This is a genomic window from Lysinibacillus sp. 2017, assembly GCF_003073375.1.
In the GTDB taxonomy this organism is placed as follows: Bacteria; Bacillota; Bacilli; order Bacillales_A; family Planococcaceae; genus Solibacillus.
The window spans coordinates 1,316,580-1,337,872 of the sequence record NZ_CP029002.1 but is presented as its reverse complement, the minus strand read 5'-3'; the positions used below and the strand labels follow the sequence as shown (position 1 = coordinate 1,337,872).

The 21,293-nt window shown below is 37.4% G+C and carries 27 protein-coding genes; 1 reads left to right on the top strand and 26 read right to left on the bottom strand.

Going from position 1 to position 21,293, the window contains the following annotated elements:
- Window positions 1-34: 34 nt before the first annotated feature.
- Together mgsA and dapB are read right to left on the bottom strand one after the other, a co-directional pair.
- Window positions 35-439 (bottom strand): methylglyoxal synthase, encoded by a 405-nt coding sequence (gene mgsA / locus DCE79_RS06160; protein WP_108712234.1) that lies wholly within the window; start codon window positions 437-439, stop codon window positions 35-37.
- A gap of 16 nt (window positions 440-455) precedes the next feature.
- Window positions 456-1,253: a 4-hydroxy-tetrahydrodipicolinate reductase gene (gene dapB, locus DCE79_RS06155; protein ID WP_108712233.1), complete on the bottom strand. Its 798-nt coding sequence runs from the start codon at window positions 1,251-1,253 to the stop codon at window positions 456-458.
- Window positions 1,254-1,562: 309 nt separating this feature from the next.
- On the opposite strand from dapB, the gene DCE79_RS06150 reads away from it, so the two are divergent.
- Window positions 1,563-2,429 carry a YitT family protein gene (locus tag DCE79_RS06150; RefSeq protein WP_108712232.1) on the top strand — a complete coding sequence of 289 codons (867 nt, stop codon included), beginning with the start codon at window positions 1,563-1,565 and terminating at the stop codon, window positions 2,427-2,429.
- A 46-nt stretch (window positions 2,430-2,475) separates the two neighbouring features.
- On the opposite strand, the gene DCE79_RS06145 is transcribed toward DCE79_RS06150, so the two are convergent.
- The 24 genes from DCE79_RS06145 to folE form a co-directional block, all read right to left on the bottom strand.
- Complete coding sequence (locus DCE79_RS06145; protein WP_108712231.1) at window positions 2,476-3,159, bottom strand: zinc metallopeptidase; 684 nt, start codon at window positions 3,157-3,159, stop codon at window positions 2,476-2,478.
- Window positions 3,160-3,224: 65 nt separating this feature from the next.
- On the bottom strand, window positions 3,225-3,824 hold the full coding sequence (locus tag DCE79_RS06140) for a lipoprotein heptaprenylglyceryl N-acetyltransferase LhaT (RefSeq protein WP_108712230.1): 600 nt from the start codon (window positions 3,822-3,824) through the stop codon (window positions 3,225-3,227).
- Between the two features lie 176 nt (window positions 3,825-4,000).
- Window positions 4,001-4,792, bottom strand: coding sequence for a menaquinol-cytochrome c reductase cytochrome b/c subunit (locus DCE79_RS06135; RefSeq protein WP_108712229.1), 792 nt, complete (start codon window positions 4,790-4,792; stop codon window positions 4,001-4,003).
- A gap of 40 nt (window positions 4,793-4,832) precedes the next feature.
- On the bottom strand, window positions 4,833-5,507 hold the full coding sequence (gene qcrB / locus DCE79_RS06130; RefSeq protein ID WP_108712228.1) for a menaquinol-cytochrome c reductase cytochrome b subunit: 675 nt from the start codon (window positions 5,505-5,507) through the stop codon (window positions 4,833-4,835).
- A gap of 21 nt (window positions 5,508-5,528) precedes the next feature.
- Complete coding sequence (locus DCE79_RS06125; RefSeq protein WP_108712227.1) at window positions 5,529-6,032, bottom strand: Rieske (2Fe-2S) protein; 504 nt, start codon at window positions 6,030-6,032, stop codon at window positions 5,529-5,531.
- A gap of 167 nt (window positions 6,033-6,199) precedes the next feature.
- The gene (locus tag DCE79_RS06120; protein ID WP_108712226.1) at window positions 6,200-6,643 is read right to left on the bottom strand and encodes a YpiF family protein; all 444 of its coding nucleotides are present in this window, start codon (window positions 6,641-6,643) and stop codon (window positions 6,200-6,202) included.
- A gap of 48 nt (window positions 6,644-6,691) precedes the next feature.
- Window positions 6,692-7,240, bottom strand: coding sequence for a ReoY family proteolytic degradation factor (locus tag DCE79_RS06115; protein ID WP_108712225.1), 549 nt, complete (start codon window positions 7,238-7,240; stop codon window positions 6,692-6,694).
- 15 nt (window positions 7,241-7,255) lie between these two features.
- A complete protein-coding gene (locus DCE79_RS06110) occupies window positions 7,256-8,500 on the bottom strand; it encodes a tetratricopeptide repeat protein (protein WP_108712224.1) in 1,245 nt (414 codons plus the stop codon).
- A 327-nt stretch (window positions 8,501-8,827) separates the two neighbouring features.
- Complete coding sequence (gene aroA, locus DCE79_RS06105) at window positions 8,828-10,117, bottom strand: 3-phosphoshikimate 1-carboxyvinyltransferase (protein ID WP_108712223.1); 1,290 nt, start codon at window positions 10,115-10,117, stop codon at window positions 8,828-8,830.
- A 52-nt stretch (window positions 10,118-10,169) separates the two neighbouring features.
- Entirely contained in the window at window positions 10,170-11,267 is a 1,098-nt protein-coding gene (locus tag DCE79_RS06100) for a prephenate dehydrogenase (protein WP_108712222.1), read from the bottom strand.
- On the bottom strand, window positions 11,264-12,364 hold the full coding sequence (hisC, locus tag DCE79_RS06095; protein ID WP_108712221.1) for a histidinol-phosphate transaminase: 1,101 nt from the start codon (window positions 12,362-12,364) through the stop codon (window positions 11,264-11,266). The genes DCE79_RS06100 and hisC overlap by 4 nt, the downstream gene beginning before the upstream one ends.
- A 25-nt stretch (window positions 12,365-12,389) precedes the next feature.
- Window positions 12,390-12,752 carry a chorismate mutase gene (aroH, locus tag DCE79_RS06090; RefSeq protein WP_108712220.1) on the bottom strand — a complete coding sequence of 121 codons (363 nt, stop codon included), beginning with the start codon at window positions 12,750-12,752 and terminating at the stop codon, window positions 12,390-12,392.
- A 2-nt stretch (window positions 12,753-12,754) separates the two neighbouring features.
- The gene (gene aroB, locus DCE79_RS06085) at window positions 12,755-13,840 is read right to left on the bottom strand and encodes a 3-dehydroquinate synthase (protein ID WP_108712219.1); all 1,086 of its coding nucleotides are present in this window, start codon (window positions 13,838-13,840) and stop codon (window positions 12,755-12,757) included.
- Window position 13,841: 1 nt separating this feature from the next.
- Window positions 13,842-15,023: a chorismate synthase gene (aroC, locus tag DCE79_RS06080; RefSeq protein ID WP_108712218.1), complete on the bottom strand. Its 1,182-nt coding sequence runs from the start codon at window positions 15,021-15,023 to the stop codon at window positions 13,842-13,844.
- Between the two features lie 283 nt (window positions 15,024-15,306).
- Entirely contained in the window at window positions 15,307-16,077 is a 771-nt protein-coding gene (locus DCE79_RS06075) for a CheR family methyltransferase (RefSeq protein ID WP_108712217.1), read from the bottom strand.
- Between the two features lie 80 nt (window positions 16,078-16,157).
- Entirely contained in the window at window positions 16,158-16,388 is a 231-nt protein-coding gene (locus DCE79_RS06070; protein ID WP_108712216.1) for a hypothetical protein, read from the bottom strand.
- Between the two features lie 21 nt (window positions 16,389-16,409).
- On the bottom strand, window positions 16,410-16,637 hold the full coding sequence (locus DCE79_RS06065) for a hypothetical protein (protein WP_108712215.1): 228 nt from the start codon (window positions 16,635-16,637) through the stop codon (window positions 16,410-16,412).
- Between the two features lie 46 nt (window positions 16,638-16,683).
- Window positions 16,684-16,905, bottom strand: coding sequence for a hypothetical protein (locus DCE79_RS06060; protein ID WP_108712214.1), 222 nt, complete (start codon window positions 16,903-16,905; stop codon window positions 16,684-16,686).
- Between the two features lie 158 nt (window positions 16,906-17,063).
- Window positions 17,064-17,483 carry a nucleoside-diphosphate kinase gene (gene ndk / locus DCE79_RS06055; protein ID WP_108712213.1) on the bottom strand — a complete coding sequence of 140 codons (420 nt, stop codon included), beginning with the start codon at window positions 17,481-17,483 and terminating at the stop codon, window positions 17,064-17,066.
- Between the two features lie 169 nt (window positions 17,484-17,652).
- Window positions 17,653-18,627: a heptaprenyl diphosphate synthase component II gene (hepT, locus tag DCE79_RS06050; RefSeq protein WP_108712212.1), complete on the bottom strand. Its 975-nt coding sequence runs from the start codon at window positions 18,625-18,627 to the stop codon at window positions 17,653-17,655.
- A gap of 22 nt (window positions 18,628-18,649) precedes the next feature.
- A complete protein-coding gene (locus DCE79_RS06045; RefSeq protein WP_108712211.1) occupies window positions 18,650-19,351 on the bottom strand; it encodes a demethylmenaquinone methyltransferase in 702 nt (233 codons plus the stop codon).
- Window positions 19,352-19,374: 23 nt separating this feature from the next.
- The gene (locus DCE79_RS06040) at window positions 19,375-20,121 is read right to left on the bottom strand and encodes a heptaprenyl diphosphate synthase component 1 (protein ID WP_108712210.1); all 747 of its coding nucleotides are present in this window, start codon (window positions 20,119-20,121) and stop codon (window positions 19,375-19,377) included.
- Window positions 20,122-20,212: 91 nt separating this feature from the next.
- On the bottom strand, window positions 20,213-20,428 hold the full coding sequence (gene mtrB, locus DCE79_RS06035; RefSeq protein WP_108712209.1) for a trp RNA-binding attenuation protein MtrB: 216 nt from the start codon (window positions 20,426-20,428) through the stop codon (window positions 20,213-20,215).
- Between the two features lie 57 nt (window positions 20,429-20,485).
- Entirely contained in the window at window positions 20,486-21,055 is a 570-nt protein-coding gene (gene folE, locus DCE79_RS06030) for a GTP cyclohydrolase I FolE (RefSeq protein ID WP_108712208.1), read from the bottom strand.
- Window positions 21,056-21,293: the final 238 nt, after the last annotated feature.

The following is a 21,293-nucleotide window of genomic DNA, read 5'->3' as shown; positions in this document are numbered from 1 at the left end:
TCCATCCTTTCTTAAAGTACTAAAAATCTATTCGCTATTGTCTTCTTTCCTCAATTTTTCTCCAGTCAACAAAGCCTTCTTGTAAACCTTTTAGTAAAATTTCAGCAGTTCCCATATTCGTTGCTAATGGAATATGATATAGGTCACATAAACGTACAAGTGCCATTACATCTGGTTCATGTGGTTGTGCAGTCAATGGATCACGGAAGAAAAAGACCATATCCATATCATTGTTGGCAATCATTGCACCAATTTGTTGATCTCCACCAAGTGGTCCTGAACGGAATTTAGTAATAGGTAACCCTGTTTCTGCTTCAATCATTGTCCCAGTTGTCCCTGTCGCGTATAAATCGTGTTCTGCTATAATATCTCGATAAGCAATAGCAAATTGAATTAAATTATCCTTTTTACGATCGTGTGCAATTAATGCGATTTTCATAAATTTCATCTCGTTTCTAAATAATGTTCTCTAACCCGTATACTAACGTTTCACGTTTCATAACTTCTACGATACAAAATGCGATGCCGCCCATAAAGCTGCCACGATTGAAGGAGTCATGTCGTATCGTTAATAATTCACCTGTTCCTCCAAATAATACTTGTTGATGTGCAACTAAACCAGGAAGACGCACTGAATGAATGTGCATACCATCATAATTTGCGCCACGTGCACCAGCATGTGTTTCCTTTTCATCTAAATGACCTTGTTGCTTGGTAGCTCGCACTTCACTAATCATTTGTGCGGTTTTAAGTCCTGTTCCAGATGGTGCATCGAGCTTTTGATCATGGTGCATTTCAATTATTTCAACATCTGGGAAATACTTAGCTGCTTCTTTTGCAAATTTCATCATCAAAATGGCACCAATTGCGAAGTTAGGAGCAACAATACATCCTATTCCTTTTTCAACTGATAAATTTGTTAGCTCTTGTAATTGATCATCTGTAAATCCTGTTGTACCGATAACTGGGCGAACACTATTCAATAATGCCTGCTTTGTATGCTCATATACAAAATGGGGGTTCGTTAAATCAACAAATACATCTGGCTTTGTGTCAGCTACTAATTGTTCGAAATCCGTATAAATTGGGACTTCATAATGATTTGGAAATAGTTCTAACGTGGCCAAAGTTTGACCGACATCTTTATAATCTAAAACGGCAACAAGTTCCATTCCATCATTTTTCATAACTGTATGTACGGCTTCTACACCCATTTTACCTCTTGCTCCAGCAATGGCTACTTTAATTGACATAACTATAACTCCCTTTTACAAAAATTTTCGTCAAAATAAAATGAACAATCATTACTATTTTAAACGGATCTACTTGCATTACAGATATACTTTATCCCGCTTTAACGGCAGTAAAACCTCCATGCATTGAAGTTTTACTTTATTATATTTTCTCTGTGATACCTATATAGTTGAATCATTTTTATCGAATGTTGTCAAAATATGAAAAATACAACATAATAAAGTGAACTGTTCCATTAAAGTTCATAATAGATGCAACTCATCTACTCGCAGCTTTGATTAAACTAAATATGTTCTAGGAGGCTTTCAATGCAAGGAATCAAGCTACAAAATATAGTCGGAATCTTAATCGGGACTGCACTCTTTAGTTTCGGTTTTGTCCATTTTAATATGCAAAACCAACTTGGTGAAGGTGGATTTAGTGGTATTACACTTATTTTATATTTTACACTAAATTGGGACCCTGCATTAATGAATTTACTTTTAAATATTCCAATGTTTATCCTTGGATGGCGCTTACTTGGCAAAAAGTCATTCATTTATACACTTGTTGGAACAATTAGCGTATCAGTGTTTTTGAAGATTTTCCAAAAGTATGAGTTCCAGATGCATCTACAAGAGGATTTGCTACTTGTTTCGTTATTTGCTGGTGTTTTTGTCGGTGTCGGTCTAGGTATTGTGTTCCGTTTTGGCGGAACAACTGGTGGCGTTGATATTTTAGCGCGATTAGCGAATAAATATCTCGGCTGGAGCATGGGCAAAACAATGTTTGCCTTTGACTTTGTTGTTATTTTACTTTCTTGGCTTACATTTTTAGATGCACATTCAATGATGTATACGTTAGTTGCCGTTTATGTAGGCGGTCGTGTTATTGATCTTGTACAAGATGGTGCTTATTCAGCTAAGGGTGTTTTTATTATTTCTTTACAATCTGGGGAAATTGCCGATGTCATTTCAACATCAATGGGGCGTGGTATTACAATTTTTGATGGACATGGCCATTATACGAAAGAGCATCGTGATGTGCTGTATTGTGTTGTTGGACGAAACGAACTCGTTCGCTTGAAATCAATCATTCATACGATAGACCCACACGCTTTCGTATCTGTTATGGATGTAAAAGACGTAGCGGGTGAAGGCTTTACACTTGATGAAAAAAAACAGCCCCTAAATTAAAAAAAATGGTGTTTGGCAGATTAAATTGCCAAGCACCATTTTTATATTAGTCGTCTGAATTCCCCATACCTGTATAAATTAAAATTAAACGAAGTAGCTCTAATACGGCAACAGATGCTGCTGCTACATAAGTCATTGCTGCTGCATTTAGTACTTTACGTGCTGAACGTTCTTCCGTATTATTAATAATCCCTAATGCCACGACTTCATTCATCGCACGTTTTGAAGCATCAAACTCCACTGGTAATGTAATTAATTGGAACACAACACCTGCAGCTAATAGCACGATACCGATTAATAATAAATTAGACAATTGAGCCAACATCCCAATAATAACAAAAATCCAAGAGAAATTTGAAGCAAAGCTTGCTACTGGCACTAATTTAGAACGGAACGTTAAAAATGAATACGCTTCTGAGTGTTGAATCGCGTGACCAACCTCATGCGCTGCGACAGCTGTACCTGCAAGTGAAGAATTATAATAATTGTCTTCAGATAATGCTACTGTTTTTGTCGTTGGGTTATAGTGATCCGCAAGTACCCCTTGTGTCGGTACTACACGAACATCTGCTAATCCATGTTGATCTAAAATATATCGAGCAACTTGTGCACCAGTCATCCCTTTTTCGGCTGGTACTTTCGCAAATTTTTTGTATGTGCTTTTCACTTTCATTTGTGCGTATAAAGGTAATAATAACACGATTAAAAAGTAAACGATAAACATTCCCATTTTTTTGAACTTCCTTTCTCTATCTTATCCCTATCTTATAATTCACTATTAATTTTATATAGTTTTTACAGGCGTTGCAAATATTCGCGCTTGCGACTTTCTAAAAAAGCGAGCAAGATACAAGCAATAGATAGCCAAAATGTGAAATAGCCGATTTCACTTGGGTATTGGTCAATCACATGATAAATAGGCATTTGACCAAATAAATAATCAATCACATCATTGTGAAGTGTCCAAATAGCAGCGACAATGACATGCCACAATTCAAATCGATATTTTGGTAAATAAAGAACGGCTTGTACAGCCATTAAAAAGTGTGACGCCACAAGCATCCAACCCATCCAGCCAATATACCCGGTATCAAGTAACGTTAATAGATTCATGACAACTGCCCATAAGCCGTATTTAATAAGGGTTACAAGTGCTAAGACTTCCATCAATTTAAAGTTTCTACCGAGTAACCAACCTACGATAGCCAAGCAAAAAAATAAGCTTGCGGTTGGAGAATCTGGAACAAAAATATAATATTTCGGGTCAGTCATCTCAAGTTGCCCTTGATACCAATAATATCCATAAATTGTACCAAGTACATTGATCACTAATAAAATTATTAAAAATGCGCGTTGGTTCAATATATATTGCAATTGCATAACAAGTGGTTTCATGTATTCACCTTCATTTCATCTTATTCAATAAAATTCATTTTCTTATGTACTTTGTGCAACTAAAGAGCGTTACGCACGTCTTTAATTATATACATAACGCATCATTACGCAAGTATTCCAGACATTCGAAATATTAAAAAAAAGAGAGCCAGAAATCTGACCCTCTTCTAGAAAATTTACTTTTCTTCTTTTAAGTTAGCAATGAATTCAGCTAAAACTTGAAGCTCTTCTTCTGTACCACTGAATGCGCCAGCTGGCATACCGCCACGACCATTATGGATAACTTCAGATACTTCTTCAGCTGTTAATTCATTACCTAATAACATTGGACCAGATACACCAGCTAAATCACCACCGTGACACCCGATACAAGATGCTTGAGCTTGATAGATTTCATAACCTTCAGAAGTTTCATCAACTTCAACATCAGGTAATAAACCTAAATCTTTATCTGTAATAACACCTTGTGCTTTAACTGCTTCCCAGTTAGTTGCTTCAACTGATTCCCAAGTTGTATAAATAAGTGCAGCGATACCTAGTAACAAAAATGCTACCGGTAAAGGACGTTTAGATGGACGACGCTCTGGCGTAGTATCTAAGAATGGTGCTAATGCTAATGTAATAAATGCGATACCTGGAATAATTAATCCGAAGATATTATATGGACCAGATGCATACGTATATTTTAATAATTGGTACATTGATAAGAAGTACCAGTCCGGTAAAGGAATATAAGATGCATTGGTTGGATCTGCCGGACCTTCAAGTGGTGAAGGATGAGCGACAGTTAACAGTAAATATCCAATTAAGAATACAGCCCCTACCATCCATTCTTTTAATAAGAAGTCTGGCCAGAAAGCTTCTGTTTTACCAGGATACTCGGTATAATCTTTTGGCACGTTCGCCATACGGTTATTCGCCTTAATACGCGAATCACCAACGAACTTCATACCTTTTCCGCGTTGCATAGTGTCCCCTCCTTTAGTAATTTATAAAGTCTGATTCAGATCATAGAGGACCTGAAATACCTTGTTTTCGAATCATAATAAAGTGAACTGCCAATAATGCAAATAATACTGCAGGTAAGAAGAATACGTGAATTGCAAAGAAACGAGTTAAAGTTTGAGCGCCGAGAATTGTAGAGTCACCAGCAAGTAAAACTTTAATGATGTCACCAAGATATGGTACTGAAGCGGCAATTTCGATACCTACTTTAGTTGCAAATAACGCCTTCATGTCCCAAGGTAGTAAATAACCTGTGAAACCTAAACCTAACATAACTCCAAAAATACCTACACCAACTAACCAGTTTAATTCACGAGGTTTCTTATATGAACCAGTGAAGAATACACGAAGCGTATGTAAGAACATCATTACAATTACCAATGAAGCCCCCCAGTGGTGCATACCACGAACGATTTCACCGAACGCTACTTCGTTTTGTAAGTAATAAACTGATTTCCAAGCATTTTCAACGTCTGGTACATAGTACATCGTTAAGAACATACCAGATAAAATTTGAATTACTGTTATGAAGAAAGTTAATCCCCCGAAACAGTATACGAATGCTGAAAAGTGATGGGCAGGGTTAACGTGCTCTGGCACTTCGTGGTCGGCAATATCACGCCAAATAGGAGTAATATCTAAACGTTCATCGACCCAATCATAAATTTTGTTTAGCACTGTGTCGTACCCCCTAACTTATTAACTGTGTGTGTTTGCAATTTTTTTCCCAAGCATTAAGAATCCGTCTTTTTCTGTCACTTCATACATATCAAGTGGTCCTACAGGTGGTGTACCCTTAACGTTTACACCGTTTTTCTCATAACGTCCACCGTGACACGCACAGAAGAATTGGCTCGTGAAATCTGGATTACTATTCCAGTTTACCGTACACCCTAAGTGCTTACATACTGGTGACAACGCAATAATTTGATCGCCTTCTTTGTAAACCCAAGCTGCATCTGCAACCTCAGATTTGTACCAAGCATCCGTTTGCTCGTACGAGAAGTCAACTTTTACAGGTTCAGCTGTGATATCTGCCGCCTTTTGACTTGTCGGAACGAAATCGCCTTCTTCCTTATTTTGAAGAATTGGGTCAATTGCAAAACGAACCATTGGCATTAACATACCAGCTGCCATAAATCCACCTACACCAGTAATTGTGTACGTTAAAAATTGACGTCGCGTAACTCGATTATTACTCATATTTTTCCCCCCTCTTACTAAAAGGTCAGTCCAACGGACATATACTTTTACAAATAGTAAATAACTAGGACATATCTATGATATATCAACTGATTAAGTTGGTCAATATTGCATTCATTTCCAAAAGTATACTTTGTGAACATTTAATGAAACTAATTAATTCCAAATTAAGACCAAACTTTTGTTAGGACAGGGATAATTTGTTTAATTTGTTCCTCTAAGATGCGTTGCTTAACAGTTTTATCCATGGATTCCAGTGGAATAGATGGTAACCAAATAATATCATATCTATCTTTTTGTGACGTCCAATTCGAATCACATGTCATAAATATGACAGATTTAAATCCAGAAGCTGTTAATTGTTGTTGCAAGGAAAATGGTAAATTATCATCTCTCGTTTGATCTGTATAAGAAAATGGTGGTAATAGCACTAATCTGCCATGGAACTGTTGCTCCACAAAAGCAGTTAATGTCATTAAATATTCTGTCGCAGAACTACTCTGTTTAATCCCCTGCTCTGAAAAATCTAATTGTACGAGTGGAACAATCGCTGTATCAATAAATTGTTTATTTGCTTGGAACTGTTCAACATCACTAACTTTAAAAATCACAAGAATTCCCCCTGAATCACAATAAAATTTTTATTCTCTAGTAGTTTCTTATTTTGAATGTTTTAAAGCCTGCAATAAATTCGATAATTCAAAAAAGCGTTCTTTATCACCTGCATCAAGAGCCGCATCAATTTCATTTAAAATTTGTTGCTCCTGAAATTCATACAAACTATTTTCAAGTAGTTTCTCTGCAGCGATTCGGTCCTTTTCATTAATCACAACATCATTCGGAACATATGGATTTTCCTCTAAAACCGCCAAATACAAAGGATCTGGCGGTATATTTGGGAAGTTTAATTGCACATACATTGACTTTTGTGCATTTAAACGTAGTTCATGAAACGATTTTTCTGCATCCGAAGTCATGATATTCTCTTTGTAAAATCGAAATGGTATGCTCGTTGTTTCCACCGTCGACATGACAATTGCTCTTGGACAATAATGAGCATCGTCAACAAAGTGAACATTTTCTAATAACTCATCGTTACTTAATAAGTAATTTAAAATCCATACCCCTTCTCGACGTTTCAGTTGGAAATTTTTTAGGAACCATCTAATGAAGACTTTTTTATCATGTAATGGTACGGAATACGTCAACATGCAATCCTCCCTTTACTCAAATCGCTCTAATAAGTCATGCCATTGCTGTTCTGTAGGTTGTAATTCGACAAGCTTTTGAGCGATTTTTTTCGCTTCTTGTTGTTTGCTATCCTCAACTAAGAACAAGCAATATTTTTCTAAAAACTCTATGTCCTCATTGAAATCATTATATGCGAGTGTATAAATTTCGTATGCTTTTTCAAATCGTTCTTCTTCGTTATAAGCATTCGCAACGAACGGATATAAAGACACCCATTCAAACTCATTTTTTTGTAATTGTTCAAATAGCTCAATAACATCTTCATAGCGTTCTTGCGTGCTATAAACAGACATTAATACTAAAATAGCCTCCATATACTCTGGATCAAGTGCAATCGCTTCGTTTAAAAATTCAATTGCTTCATCTGGCTTACTATTTTTAAGCGCCATTTTTCCAGCAAATAAAAATAATGACTTATCGTATTCATCACGTTTTAGACCCTCTTTAATGGCCTTTAAAGCACGCTCGTTATCCTCTTGCATTGCATAGCTTTCCGCTAATAATAAATACGCTGAGAAGTAATCAGGATCAAGCTCTTTTAAATCCTCTAATTGTTTAATCGCTAATTCATAGTTTTTAATTTGGAAAGCCGCATAACCCGAACCAAATAATAAATCTGGTGTTACTTCCTCTTCAAGTGCTTCCATATAATAATCAAGCGCAGTTTCATAGCCAGCCCCTGCACGATATACTTCTGCTAAGCGCTGAGCAAGTACTGTACCTGCAAACTTCTTATCGATTTCATAAATTTCCTCATAAATACGAGCAGCTTCTGAAAAACGGCCTGTTTCGAATAATAATTCAGCCTTTGCAAATTTTAATAACGGTTCATTTGGTAAAATTTGGAGAGCTTCATTAATACGAATTTCCGCTACTTCGAATAAGCCTTGCATTTGATAGTAATCAGCTAATACTAATAATGCTTGTGGGTACTCTGGTGCATCATCTTTTACAGCCATTAATAAATCTAGTGCATCATCTTCTTCGCCAAGTTCGATTAAAACCCCTGCACGATCGATTGCAATTTGTGCTTCTTCTGGAAATAAAAATTGTAAATGTTCAAATACACGATTTGCTTCATTCATATAGCCGTAGTGTGTTAATGCTTCGGCAATTTCATATTGTGCTGATGGTTCAGCATCCATTAAAAATGATTCAAGAAGTTGGTCGATTAATTGTAAATCGCCATCTTGGATTGCTTGTAATAATTGTTCCATAGTTATTCACCTTTTCCTACTTTATCAATATTATGCTACACAACTGCGGTCCGCTTCACAAGGAAAAGTAGCTGTTTTTTTTTATTTGTTTTTTGTATCGATAAAAATGTACATATTTAGGAAGTCTGCTATAGTTCCTTATGCTCCATTAAAGTTTTCAACTTGGGATTATCTTAGTTTGGTGAATAACGTCAGTTTAAGTAAATTAGAATTTAAAATTGTCAGAAATGCAAATAAAAAGACAGAATCAAATTTCGATTCCGCCTTTAGCTATTAACATAATGCGAGCAATTCCTTTACTTAATAAAAAGGATTCGCCAATTTTGGTTATTTGACTAGACTATTCAGATGCACGAAGAAATTTGGATACGAAACAGCGATACACTGTGCATCGTCTAATTCGACTTCGCCCTCCGCTATTAATGCGGCCACAGCACCCATCATACCGATACGATGGTCGCCGTATGTTTTTAATGAAGCCCCTGTTAATTTTGTAGGACCGTCAATAATCATGCCGTCTTCTGTCGCTTCGATATGAGCACCTAATTTTTTTAGTTCATTGACTACCGCGTCGATACGATTCGTTTCTTTTACTTTTAACTCTTCCGCGTCTTTAATAATTGTTTTGCCATTCGCTTGTGTTGCGAGTAACGCGATAATTGGAATTTCATCGATTAAGCGAGGAATGATGGCTCCCTCAATAGTAGTTCCGTTTAAATGTGAAGTTTCGATTGTAATCGTTGCAGTTGGTTCTGCTGCGTTTTCATCGTCAATGTCAATTGTCATATGGGCTCCCATATTTTGAAGTACTTCTATGATGCCATCGCGCGTTTCATTTATGCCGACATTATTCATCACAATACGGCTATTTTCCGTAATGGCACCCGCAACTAAGAAAAAGGCCGCAGATGAAATGTCGCCAGGTACATTCACATGTGTCCCTGTCAACGCTTGGCCACCTTCAAATGAAATTACGCCGTTTTCCACCGAAATTTCCGCGCCAAATTGGCGTAGCATACGCTCAGTGTGATCACGTGATACTTCACGTTCACGAACAATTGTCGTCCCTTTTGCACGAAGTCCAGCAAGTAAAACAGCAGATTTCACTTGTGCACTCGCAACAGGCATTTTATAATCAATTGCTTTTAATTGGCTTCCCTGAATGGCAAGTGGTGTATATTGTCCGTTTTCACGGCCCGCAATTTGCGCACCCATTAAACGAAGTGGATCTGCTACGCGACGCATTGGACGCTTGCCAATTGAAGCATCACCCGTCATGACCGTATGTAAATTCGTGCCCGATAAAATGCCGAGCATTAAACGTGTTGTCGTACCAGAGTTTCCGGTATAAAGTACTTCTTTCGGTTCCGACCAGCCTTCCATGCCTGGACTTTCAATTGTTACATTCGTCCCGTCTACTTCAATCTGAACGCCAAGCTTTTTAAAGCAATCAATCGTACTCAGACAATCTTCCCCTAATAAAAAGCCATTCACCGTTGTTTTACCTTTTGCAATCGATCCAAACATTACCGAGCGATGGGAAATGGATTTATCACCGGGTACGGTAATTTCACCTTGTAATGATGATTGCTTATAATTCAATATTTTTGAAGTCAATAAAATCCCTCCCTAGAAAAATACATCTCGCCTGATGAGCGAGATGCGGTGTTTATGAAATATGCGTATCGTAATTTGCCTTAGTGGCAATGCATTTTGCAGCGCGTTCACGATCTTCATTTGATTGGAAACTGATCACAAGAATCCCGAAAACGTCGACGCGTGTTTCCACAATACGAATATTTGTAATACTAATATTTTCTTCAGCTAAATAGCCCGTTATTTCTGAAATAACACCCGGATAGTCTGGGATATCTACATATAAATCATATGGCACATATAACGCACCATTTGCGATTGGTAGATTATCTCGAACATCACGTGCATGTGAAAAATACGTTTCAATCGCTGCTTCGTCACCTGCTTCAAGCAAATGACGTACACGACCCATCTCATCAAGCCACGTATCTAATTGGCCAACAAGCTCTTTACGGTTTTGCATTGTAATATCACGCCAAAGTGTCGGATTTGATGAGGCGATACGAGTAATATCCCGGAACCCACCAGCAGCAAGTGATGTCGTCATCGGAAAAGTTTTCTTCTCAAAGTTTAACTGATGGACTAACGAAGCAGCAACAATATGTGGAAAATGACTGACAACTGCCGTCATATGGTCATGTACTTTCGCGTCCACAACTACCATCTTCCCTAACGTAAATTTTAGCAAATCATCAAGTGCGGCAAGCTTCTCGATTTCTTCACCTTCATTTGGTGTTAGCATATAATACGCATTTTCGAGTAAGTACGGTTTCGCAGCAGTAATCCCACTTTTATGCGAGCCTGCCATTGGGTGCCCCCCGATAAACGTGATCCCCAATTCGCGTAATTCCTTAGCCTTCTCCATAATTTGCGCCTTCGTACTACCTGTATCTGTAAGGATAACGCCGCGCTTTAAGTCCCATGATTTTAATTGTTCCATAAATTCGAGCGTGATAGTAACAGGTGTACCAAAAATAATGACATCTGCTTGTTTGGCAAATGCAGCAGGATCTTCTACAACTTCGTTCACGACGCCTAATGTGCTAGCTAATTGTCTTGTTTTTTCATGGTAGTCGTAGCCAAACACTTTCGTACGCGGGGCCTTTTGTAGAGCTAGTGCAACAGATCCACCAATTAGTCCAAGTCCGATTACGAAAACATTACGTGTCATGCAAAAACCCCTTGCTCCGTTAATACGTCTTCAAGCAATTGTAAAAACTTCGCATTTTGCGCTTCTGTGCCGATTGTGACACGGATATACCCATCTAAACCAAGAGCAGCACCACTACGAATAATAAAACCGCGCTTCATCATTTCCTCAAATACAACTTGACTGCTTGCTTTTACTTCGAACATGATAAAGTTTGTTTGAGACGGGAAATAGTTTAGCTTATGTTTTTCACAAAATGCCACGTATTGCTTTTTACCGATTTCATTGGCTTCACGGCAACTCTTTATATAGTCTTGGTCAGCAAGGGCAATTTGTGCCACGCTTTGACTTAGGATCGTATTGTTAAACGGCGCGCGCACTGGATCTAATTTTGCAATAACATCTGCATGTGCAATCCCATATCCAACGCGGAATGAAGCTAAGCCATATGCTTTAGAGAATGTGCGAAGTAAAATTAAATTTTTGTAGTCACGGAAATAATGTAATGTATCTTTGTAGTCCGGTGCATTCACATATTCAATGTAAGCCTCATCTAAAACAACAAATACATCTTCAGGAACTTTCGCTAAAAAGGCACTCAACGCTTCATCCGATACAAGTGTTCCTGTCGGATTATTTGGATTACATACCCATACGATCGAAGTATTTTCATCGATTGCTGCTAACATCGCATCTAAATCATGAACTCCATTTTTCATCGGAACTTTGCGAACTTCTGCGCCCTCAATTTCAGCATTATGCCAATATTGAGAGAAAGAAAGATCCGCCATTACCGTATTAACCCCAGGATATAATAAGGCACGTGTGATAATCGCGATTAAGTCGTCCGAACCATTTCCTAAAATGAGTTCGCTTTCTTCTACACTGTAAAAGTTCGCTAAAGCTGTACGTAAATTTTGAGCGTACCCATCAGGATAAATGGCATGGTTTGATGCATCCGCTTGTAAAAATCGTTTTACGTTAGGTGAGCTACCGAACGGATTTTCATTGGATGCTAACTTCACAACTTCATCTAATCCAAACTGTTTTTTTACTTCATCAATGGGCTTCCCTGGTTGGTAAGCTTTCATTCCAAATAATTGTTGTTTCCACTTCATCGTAAACGTCTCCTCTATTTGGCCGCTATTTCACTAAATCTGGGCGTAATTTCACTGCTTCATTTAAATACACATGGTGAATCTCATGTTGGGGCGTATCTGTATTGACATGCATTAATACACGAATACATAAAGGTAATGCACCAGGTACTGCCATTTCATGCATGCACATAATCGGTACGTATTGCCAACCTTCTAGCGTACGAACTGCCTTTGCTGGGAAGGCTGAACGAATATCAGGTGTTGTGGAAATCGTTACAGATGCGATATCTTCTGGTTTAATTGCATTTTGTTTTGCGACTTCTTGTACAAGCTTTGCCGTCTCATCCCAAACATCTTGTGCCTGGTCTTCTGTTATTGTAATGGCACCTCGTATACCTCGAATCATACTTACACCTCCGCTAGTAAACTTCTAAGTTGTTCGTCAATCTCTCTACATTCAGCCAGTTCAATTTTTTGAACAAATGGATTGCCGATTGTATCTAATAACACGAATTGTAACTCTCCGTAGTCCGCTTTTTTGTCTTTCAATAAATACTCTGTTAATTGATCAAATGTAAATTCATGGACTGCTTCAAATGGATAGCCATTTTCTAACGCAAACTGTAAAAAGCGTTTCGTAAACAAATGATTGATTTTGCCGTAGCGTTCACATAAAAGTAAACAATACACTAAGCCAATCATTACCGCTTCACCATGCGCGACACGACCATAGCCTGCTGCTGCCTCAATTGCATGACCATACGTATGGCCTAAATTTAAATACTTTCGCACGGATTGCTCTGTTTCATCCTGCTCTACAATCTTCGCCTTTACTTGAACGCCATGTGCTAAGTAGTTGGCTAATAGATCTTCAGGTAATTGGGTCACATGCTCCCCTTCAAGTAATTCTTCTACCCACTGTGCATCGGAAATAAGTGCATGCTTGATGACTTCGGCCATTCCTGAACGAACTTCCTTTTCATTTAAGCTATGTAAAAAGTTCGTATCGTAAAATACTGCTTGAGGTTGATAAAAAGCACCAATCATATTCTTTCCTAGTGTGTGGTTGATTGCTGTTTTGCCACCGACTGCCGAATCATGCGCTAAAATCGTTGTTGGTACTTGAACGAATGGAATACCACGCATATAAGTCGCTGCTACAAATCCCGCTAAATCACCCACCGCACCACCACCGAACGCAATGACCAGTGACTTTCGTGTACATTTTTGTTCAAGTAAAAATGTTTGTGCGCCTAAAAAGTTTTCAAATGTTTTACACTTTTCTCCTGCAGGCATAACCAATACATGAAATGCATGCGGGAAATTCTCCTCAAAATACTGCTGTTGCGCAGCCCAAACATGTTCATCCGTTAAGACGATGATTTTATCTGCTTTTTCAAACAGTTTTTCATGTGACGCTACTGCTTGTTTTAATATGCCTTTCCCAATCGTCACAGCATACGAATGAGATGCAGCACGAACTGGAATCTCCATATTAGTACCCCTTTGTATAGTTGCGCATGTCATCTAATTGCGCTTTTAATTGTGGTAATTGATCGCTATGGAATTGTTCAACGATTGCGTTGGCGATTTCCCAAGCAATGACGTGTTCTGCTACGATAGAAGCCGCTGGAACTGCACAACTATCTGAACGCTCCACACTTGCTTTAAATGGCTCTTTTGTTTCAATATCCACACTTTGTAGTGGCTTATATAAGGTAGGAATTGGCTTCATGACACCGCGCACGACAATCGGCATACCAGTTGTCATACCGCCTTCTAAACCGCCTAATCGATTCGTGGCGCGTGTATAACCATGCTCTTCATCCCATAAAATTTCATCATGTACTTCTGAACCCTTTTTTCGCGCCATTTCAAAGCCGATTCCGAACTCTACACCTTTGAATGCATTAATGCTTAACATAGCAGCAGCTAATTTTGCATCTAGCTTACGGTCGTAGTGTACATATGAGCCAATCCCTGCTGGTAAACCTTCTACGATAACTTCGACAACACCACCAATGGAATCGCCAGCTTGTTTGGCATCATCAATTGCTTGAACCATTTTCGCTGAAGCTTCAGGATCTACACAGTAACATGGGTCATGCTCTACAATCGTACGAATTTCAGCTACCGATTTGCCTTCTAATAGTTGAGTATCTGCTTTAATGCCGACAATTTCTGTCACATGAGCAACAATTGAAATGCCAAGTTCATTTAATAAGGCTTTCGCAACAGAACCAACAGCTACACGCACCGTTGTTTCACGTGCACTAGAACGCTCTAGTACGTTTCGCAAATCACGATGTCCATATTTCATCCCACCGACTAAATCTGCGTGTCCCGGACGAGGGCGTGAAATTTGACGCTTAATTTCAGCTGGATCGATATCTTCTGGTAGCTCTTCTGCGCCCATAATTTTCGTCCAGTGTTTCCAATCATCGTTCGTTACAACAAGCGCAACTGGAGACCCTAGTGTTTTCCCGTGTCGTACACCTGAAACAATTTCCACTGTATCGGTTTCAATTTGCATACGGCGACCTCGGCCGTGACCACCTTGACGACGTTTTAAATCATAATTTATTTTTTCTGCTGTCACTGGTAAAAGTGACGGCAATCCCTCGATTATCGTAGTTAATTGTGGTCCGTGTGACTCACCTGCAGTTAAATAACGCATTAAACACTTTCTCCCTTCAACTCGCTAAAGTATTTATTTTTCACTATAACATATTTCATTTTAATTCGCAGTATTGATTTATTCTATTTATCAATTATATTAGAATATTCTGAACGCTTCGTTTATAAAGTAATGCATGAGTTAGCGAAAAATAAACAAAAAACACCTTTCACAAATTGTATGAAAAGCGTTTCTTATCTCGTATAAAGGTCACCTCTATCATAAAAGTGGCTACTTCTTCAAGCTTTCACTGCACACATACATCGCATTTATTATTGTACAACTATTTTTTTCTGTAGAAGAATGTATCTTCTACTTCAAAACCATAACGGGCAGGGTTGAAAATTTGCTCCGTTGAACCCACGAATAATATTCCACCTGGGCGCAATGCTTTACTAAAGTTTTCATAAATTTGATCCTTTGCCTCTTCTGTAAAGTAAATCATCACATTTCGGCAAACGATTAAATCAAAATTCGATTCATAATTATCTTTTAATAAATTATGCTTTTTAAATGTAACTGTTCGTTTAATTTCATCTTTTACTTTGAAAAACTGACCTTCAATATCAAAGTACTTTGCTTGTACATCTTTTGGTACTTCTGCTAACGAACGCTCAGGATATAATCCAAGCTTTGCCTTTTGTATTACGTTTTCATCCAAATCAGTTGCTAATACTCCGATTTGAGATAATGGTAAATGTTGTGATAACACCATCGCTAAGCTATATGGCTCTTCACCCGTTGAACAAGCGGCACTCCATATTTTAGGTCGTTTATTTGTTTGAAGTAGCATTGGGAAAATTTTGTTTTGCAATACTTCCCAGCGCTTTCCATTACGATAGAATTCAGATACGTTTATTGTCATGCGATCTAAAAACTCATTCATTAAATCACGATCTCTATCTAAGGCAGTAAAAAACTCAACAAAGTTTTTATAACCCTTTTTCTCATATAATGACGTTAAACGGCGTTTCATTTGTGCTTCTTTATATAGGGCTAAATCTATGCCTGTTTTGCGCTTGATGCCATCTATAAATTGTTCGTAATCTGACATTCATCATCTTTCCCCTCATGTATCTTAAGCCTATTATAGCTGAAAATGTCAGATTCTGAAATAGGATTTGTACACAAATGCTAGCCGTTACGTGTTTCAAGCAAAAGTTGTTTCGAGTGTTCTAGTTCAAGTTTCATTTTTTCTGTTTCAATTTTATAACTGTCTAACCGAATTTGTTCGAGCTCTGCTTCTTTTTCGAGCATTTTTATCTGAAGCTTAAGATTAGCTCTTTTATGAGCGGTAAGAATAGCGGTTAAGGCAATTAAAGCACCTGAGCCAAAAATAATAGACAAAATGATGATATCTTCCATACGGACTTTCGCACCCCCTTATTATTGTTCAATGTTATTACTTTGTTGTTTCATTTCTAAAAGATGCTGCTTTGTGTACTCTAATTCTAATTTCATCTTTTCTGTTTCTTTATCATAGTTTTCAAGACGCAATTTTTCGAGCTCAATTTCTTTATCGATCCGTTTTAAATCAATTTTTTTATTTTTAGTATACGTATCTGATAAAATCCCTACTACCACAATGACCATAACTACTCCCCAAAAGAACATACTACTCACTCCCCTAACTAAACTACTATGTATAAAATCATTATCATTACTTTTGTTTATGTTCTAATAAAAGCTGTTTTGAATGCTCTAATTCTAGGCGCATTTTTTCTGTTTCTTTTTCATAACTTTCGAGACGTAATTTTTCCAGTTCGATTTCTTTATTCAATTTCTTAACATCAATACGTTTACTTTCATTGCGCGCATCTGTAATTATCGCTATGGCTCCAACTGCCATTACCGCAACCACTACCATTGCCCAAACCCACATAAGCTTCCTCCTTATTTACAGTCGATACTTTTTATACGTTTATATTTTCGATATAGTTTCATTATTCAGATTTATTATAGCATTATTTAGTCTTTAAATATTCCATAATAAAAGAAAAAAGTCATCACATAAAGTGATGACTTTGAAAGAAGCTAAAATTATTCAGCTAAACCTTCTGGGAACCATAAACCGATTTCACGTTCAGCAGAAGCTAAAGAGTCAGAACCGTGGATTACGTTGTGAGATAATGTTACAGCGTAGTCACCGCGGATTGTACCAGGAGCAGATTCTTCTGGTTTAGTAGCACCCATCATGATACGAGCTAAAGCGATAACGTTCTCGCCTTCCCAAACCATACCGAATACAGGACCTGAAGTGATGAAGTCTACTAATTCACCGAAGAATGGACGTTCAGCGTGCTCAGCATAGTGTGCTGCAGCTAATTCATGAGAAGCTGTCATTAATTTAGCTCCGCGCATTACGAAACCGCGACGTTCAAAGCGGTCTACGATATCACCGATTACTTGACGTTCAACGCCGTCTGGTTTAACCATTAAAAATGTTTTTTCGATTGCCATTGTTTAAACACTCCTTAAATTTAAGTAAAAGGTTTTACACCTACCGATAAATACTACCAAAATACTACTCAAATTACAACAAATATTAGGAATGCACGCTATTTTGCTAACTTTCACCAATTATGTCTCGGCATAATTGGTCCGAATTCGTGATATTCGTCGAAAGTAGTTAGAACTTACGCTTACCCATAAATAGTGCAACATCGCGCAATTTCTTTTTCACCGGATGATTTGGTAAAGCTTCCACTTCTTTTAGTGCTTTTTGTAAATATAAATCACTAATTTTTGTTGCTTCTTTTATCGCATCGGATTTTCGAACATAAGCGAGCATTTGTTGACGTTCATCCTCTGTTAGTCCAGTCGTAGATACTTTTTGTAAATACGGAATAATGTTCGGATCATTCTTCATCAATAAAATAGGAAGCGTCACATTTCCTTGCATTAAATCACTACCAGCAGGTTTTCCAAGCTGCTTATCTGTCGAAGTGAAATCTAAAATATCGTCGATGATTTGGAAACTCATCCCAACAAAATAACCGTATCGTTTTAAATGACGTACCGTTGTTTCGTCTGCTTCACTAACCACCGCTCCTAACTCACAGCACGATTCAATTAAAAGTGCTGTTTTGCGCTTAATGCGGCGGAAATAATCTTTCAACGTTTGATCTAAACGAAACTTATCTTCAATTTGAATGACCTCACCATTTACTAGCTCCACCATTGTTTTCGACAATATTTGGTGTGCACGTGGGTTTTCAATACTTGCCACATATTCAAGCGCTCTTGCAAAAATAAAATTTCCTGTATACATTGCTACACGGTTATTCCATTGTGATTTAACGGTTTCTTTACCTCTACGCATATCAGAATTATCAATAACATCATCGTGTACTAATGAGCCCATGTGAATTAATTCTAATGGTACGGCGATATTTTTCATTCGCTCAATATTATAATTACCAAATTTTGCACTTAGTAATACAAATACAGGTCGAATTCGCTTTCCACCCGCTTGTAGTAAATGTAAGGAGGCATCATTCAATGAGTGTGAAGATGAATTTAACGCTTTTTCTAATTCGTTTTCGATGATTTCTATATCTGATTTAATATCCGCATATAGCATTTTAATCTTCATCTTTTCCACGCGTCAAAACCTTCTCCCACTGTTATTTCTTTTTAAAGCCCATATGCATCGCTGCAGCGCCACCGCTATAAGGTTTGTATGATACGTTTTCTAAACCTGCATCTTTGAACATTTGCGCTAATTTTTTCATGCCTGGGAAGTCATTCGCAGATTCTTGTAGCCATGAGTATTCTTTAAAGCTTTTCGCAAATAGTTTACCAAAAATCGGCATGATGTATTTAAAGTAAAAACGGAAAAGTTGACGATAGCCTGGGATTTCAGATTGTGATGTTTCTAGGCATACAACTGTTCCACCTGGTTTTACGACGCGATTCATCTCACGTAATACTTGCATATAGTCTGGTACATTTCGTAAGCCAAAACCAATCGTTACATAATCAAATGTATTATCTTCAAATGGTAATTCCATCGCATTACCATGGATTAATTCAATATTTTTAATGTCAGCCGTTTTTTCTTCACCGACTTTTAACATGTTCTTACTAAAGTCTAAACCTTTTACGATGCCTTCCTCGCCTACTGCCTTCGCTAAAGCAATTGTCCAGTCAGCGGTACCACAGCAAACGTCTAAACATTTAGAGCCCTTTTCTACGGCCATGCGTTTCATCGTATCATCTCTCCAGCCAACGTGTAGCTGGAAACTAATTACCGAGTTCATTTTATCGTAGCTATCTGAAATATTTTCAAATACTTCATGAACATGTTCTTCTTTCGATTTCGCCATATTTCCAAACCTTTCTTTTTCACTTATAAAGTGACGTATTGCTTGATGTATTGTTTTAACTCTGGCTGTAGCGCCGTTTGCTTTAACAGTTCAAGCAATTGCTGTTGACGCTTTTCTAACTCCAGTTCAAGTTCTTTTTGAATAGAAGTGTTTGCATATTGATCGTTATGTAACGATAATACTTTACTTAAAAAGCTTTCTTTCCCAGCTTTAAGTAAACGCTCTTCTTCTTTCAATCGAACAAATGATAGCGTATTTTTCATAATACTTGATAAATACGTAAATCCATATGCGTCATAATATTGCTCGATTAATTCGCACTCAATAATTGTTAAACTTTCTATGCCTTGTTTTAAGGTTCTTTGTTCAGGTTCGTATTGTTTAATTTGATGCTCACAACGATTTACAATACCTTTAGATAATCTTTGGATTAACGCAATGTTTCTCGATTGGGCAAGCAATTGATAATAACGTCCACTATAATAGTCACCTGACAGAACCGTTAATTGCTGTTGCTTACTTGTCGCATCTATTTCTTTAATCTTTTCATGTTCACGTAAAGAAGCATGAACAATTCCTACTGTTGCCGCACTGATTTTATGCTCTTCCGTCATATTTTCCCCATTCAAAAAAGGTAGCTGAATAAAGAACAATTGCTCCTGCTGCAACGTAGGCTGTCCAACATTTTGTAGTAATGCTCTATGACGAACAAATTGAATAATATTTGATTGTAATGCTTGAACTGATTGTGTTATAAATGTTGCACTCATAGAAATTACTCCATTTCAGTGTTATAAAATCACCGAATACCTATTCTTGTAATCGATTATTCAATAATTAGTTATTCAAAACGAAATTCGTTTATTTTTTACTATGCACGACACCATGTGCCGAATGAATTGTTGCGTTACCACGAATTTTCATTGCAGAAGTATGCTCTGTAAATTGAGCAATCATCACTTCTCCAGCATCTAATTTTTCAGAATGATGAAATTTTGTATCTGAACCACGTGTTAAGCCGATTACATGTACGCCATCTTCTTCAGCTTCAATCACAATATAGTCTGTTTGTGCCATTGTTTTGGTCTCCCTACATCACATTTTCTTTGTTTATCATACCATAAAACGTATGAATTATTTCATTTGGATGAATGTCATAACTTCTCCGCGTTTTACATCATCTTGTTCGTAAATACCACGTGCTACCGATGTGACTGTTTTAGAACCTGGTTTTTTCAAGCCACGCATTGTCATGCACATATGCTCTGCCTCTACAACTACATAAACACCTTTTGGATCAAGCATTTCCATAATTGTATCTGCTACTGTGGATGTAATGCGTTCTTGTAATTGTGGTCGGCGTGCTACAGACTCTACGCAACGGCCTAGCTTACTTAAACCTGCTACTTTCCCATCTTTCGGAATATATGCAACATGAGCTTTCCCGTAAAATGGCACTAAATGGTGTTCACACATAGAATAGAACGGGATGTCTTTTACTAAGACCATTTCTTCATGGTCCTCATGGAATACAGTGCTGAAATATTCGCGTGGGTCTTCATTTAAGCCACCGAACATTTCTGCATACATTTTTGAAACACGTTTTGGTGTATCAAGTAAACCTTCACGTTCCACATCTTCCCCAACGGCTTCTAAAATCATTTTTACAGCTTCTTCAATCTTTTTTAAATCGACATTTGTCATGAAACAAGTTCCTCCTACAATTCCAAAACGTTTTTATGTATAAATGAAATTGCGATTCCTTCGAATCCAGCTTTCATCATTGATTTGATTTTTTATTATCTTATATTTAGCTATTTAAATACTCTTGAATCGTAGCACATTAAGCGAATAAGTTCAAAACTGTTCTACTATTTATAGCATTCTTCTACATAATAAAACAAAAATAAAAAGAGTAGTCTTCAGTAAACTGAAAACTACT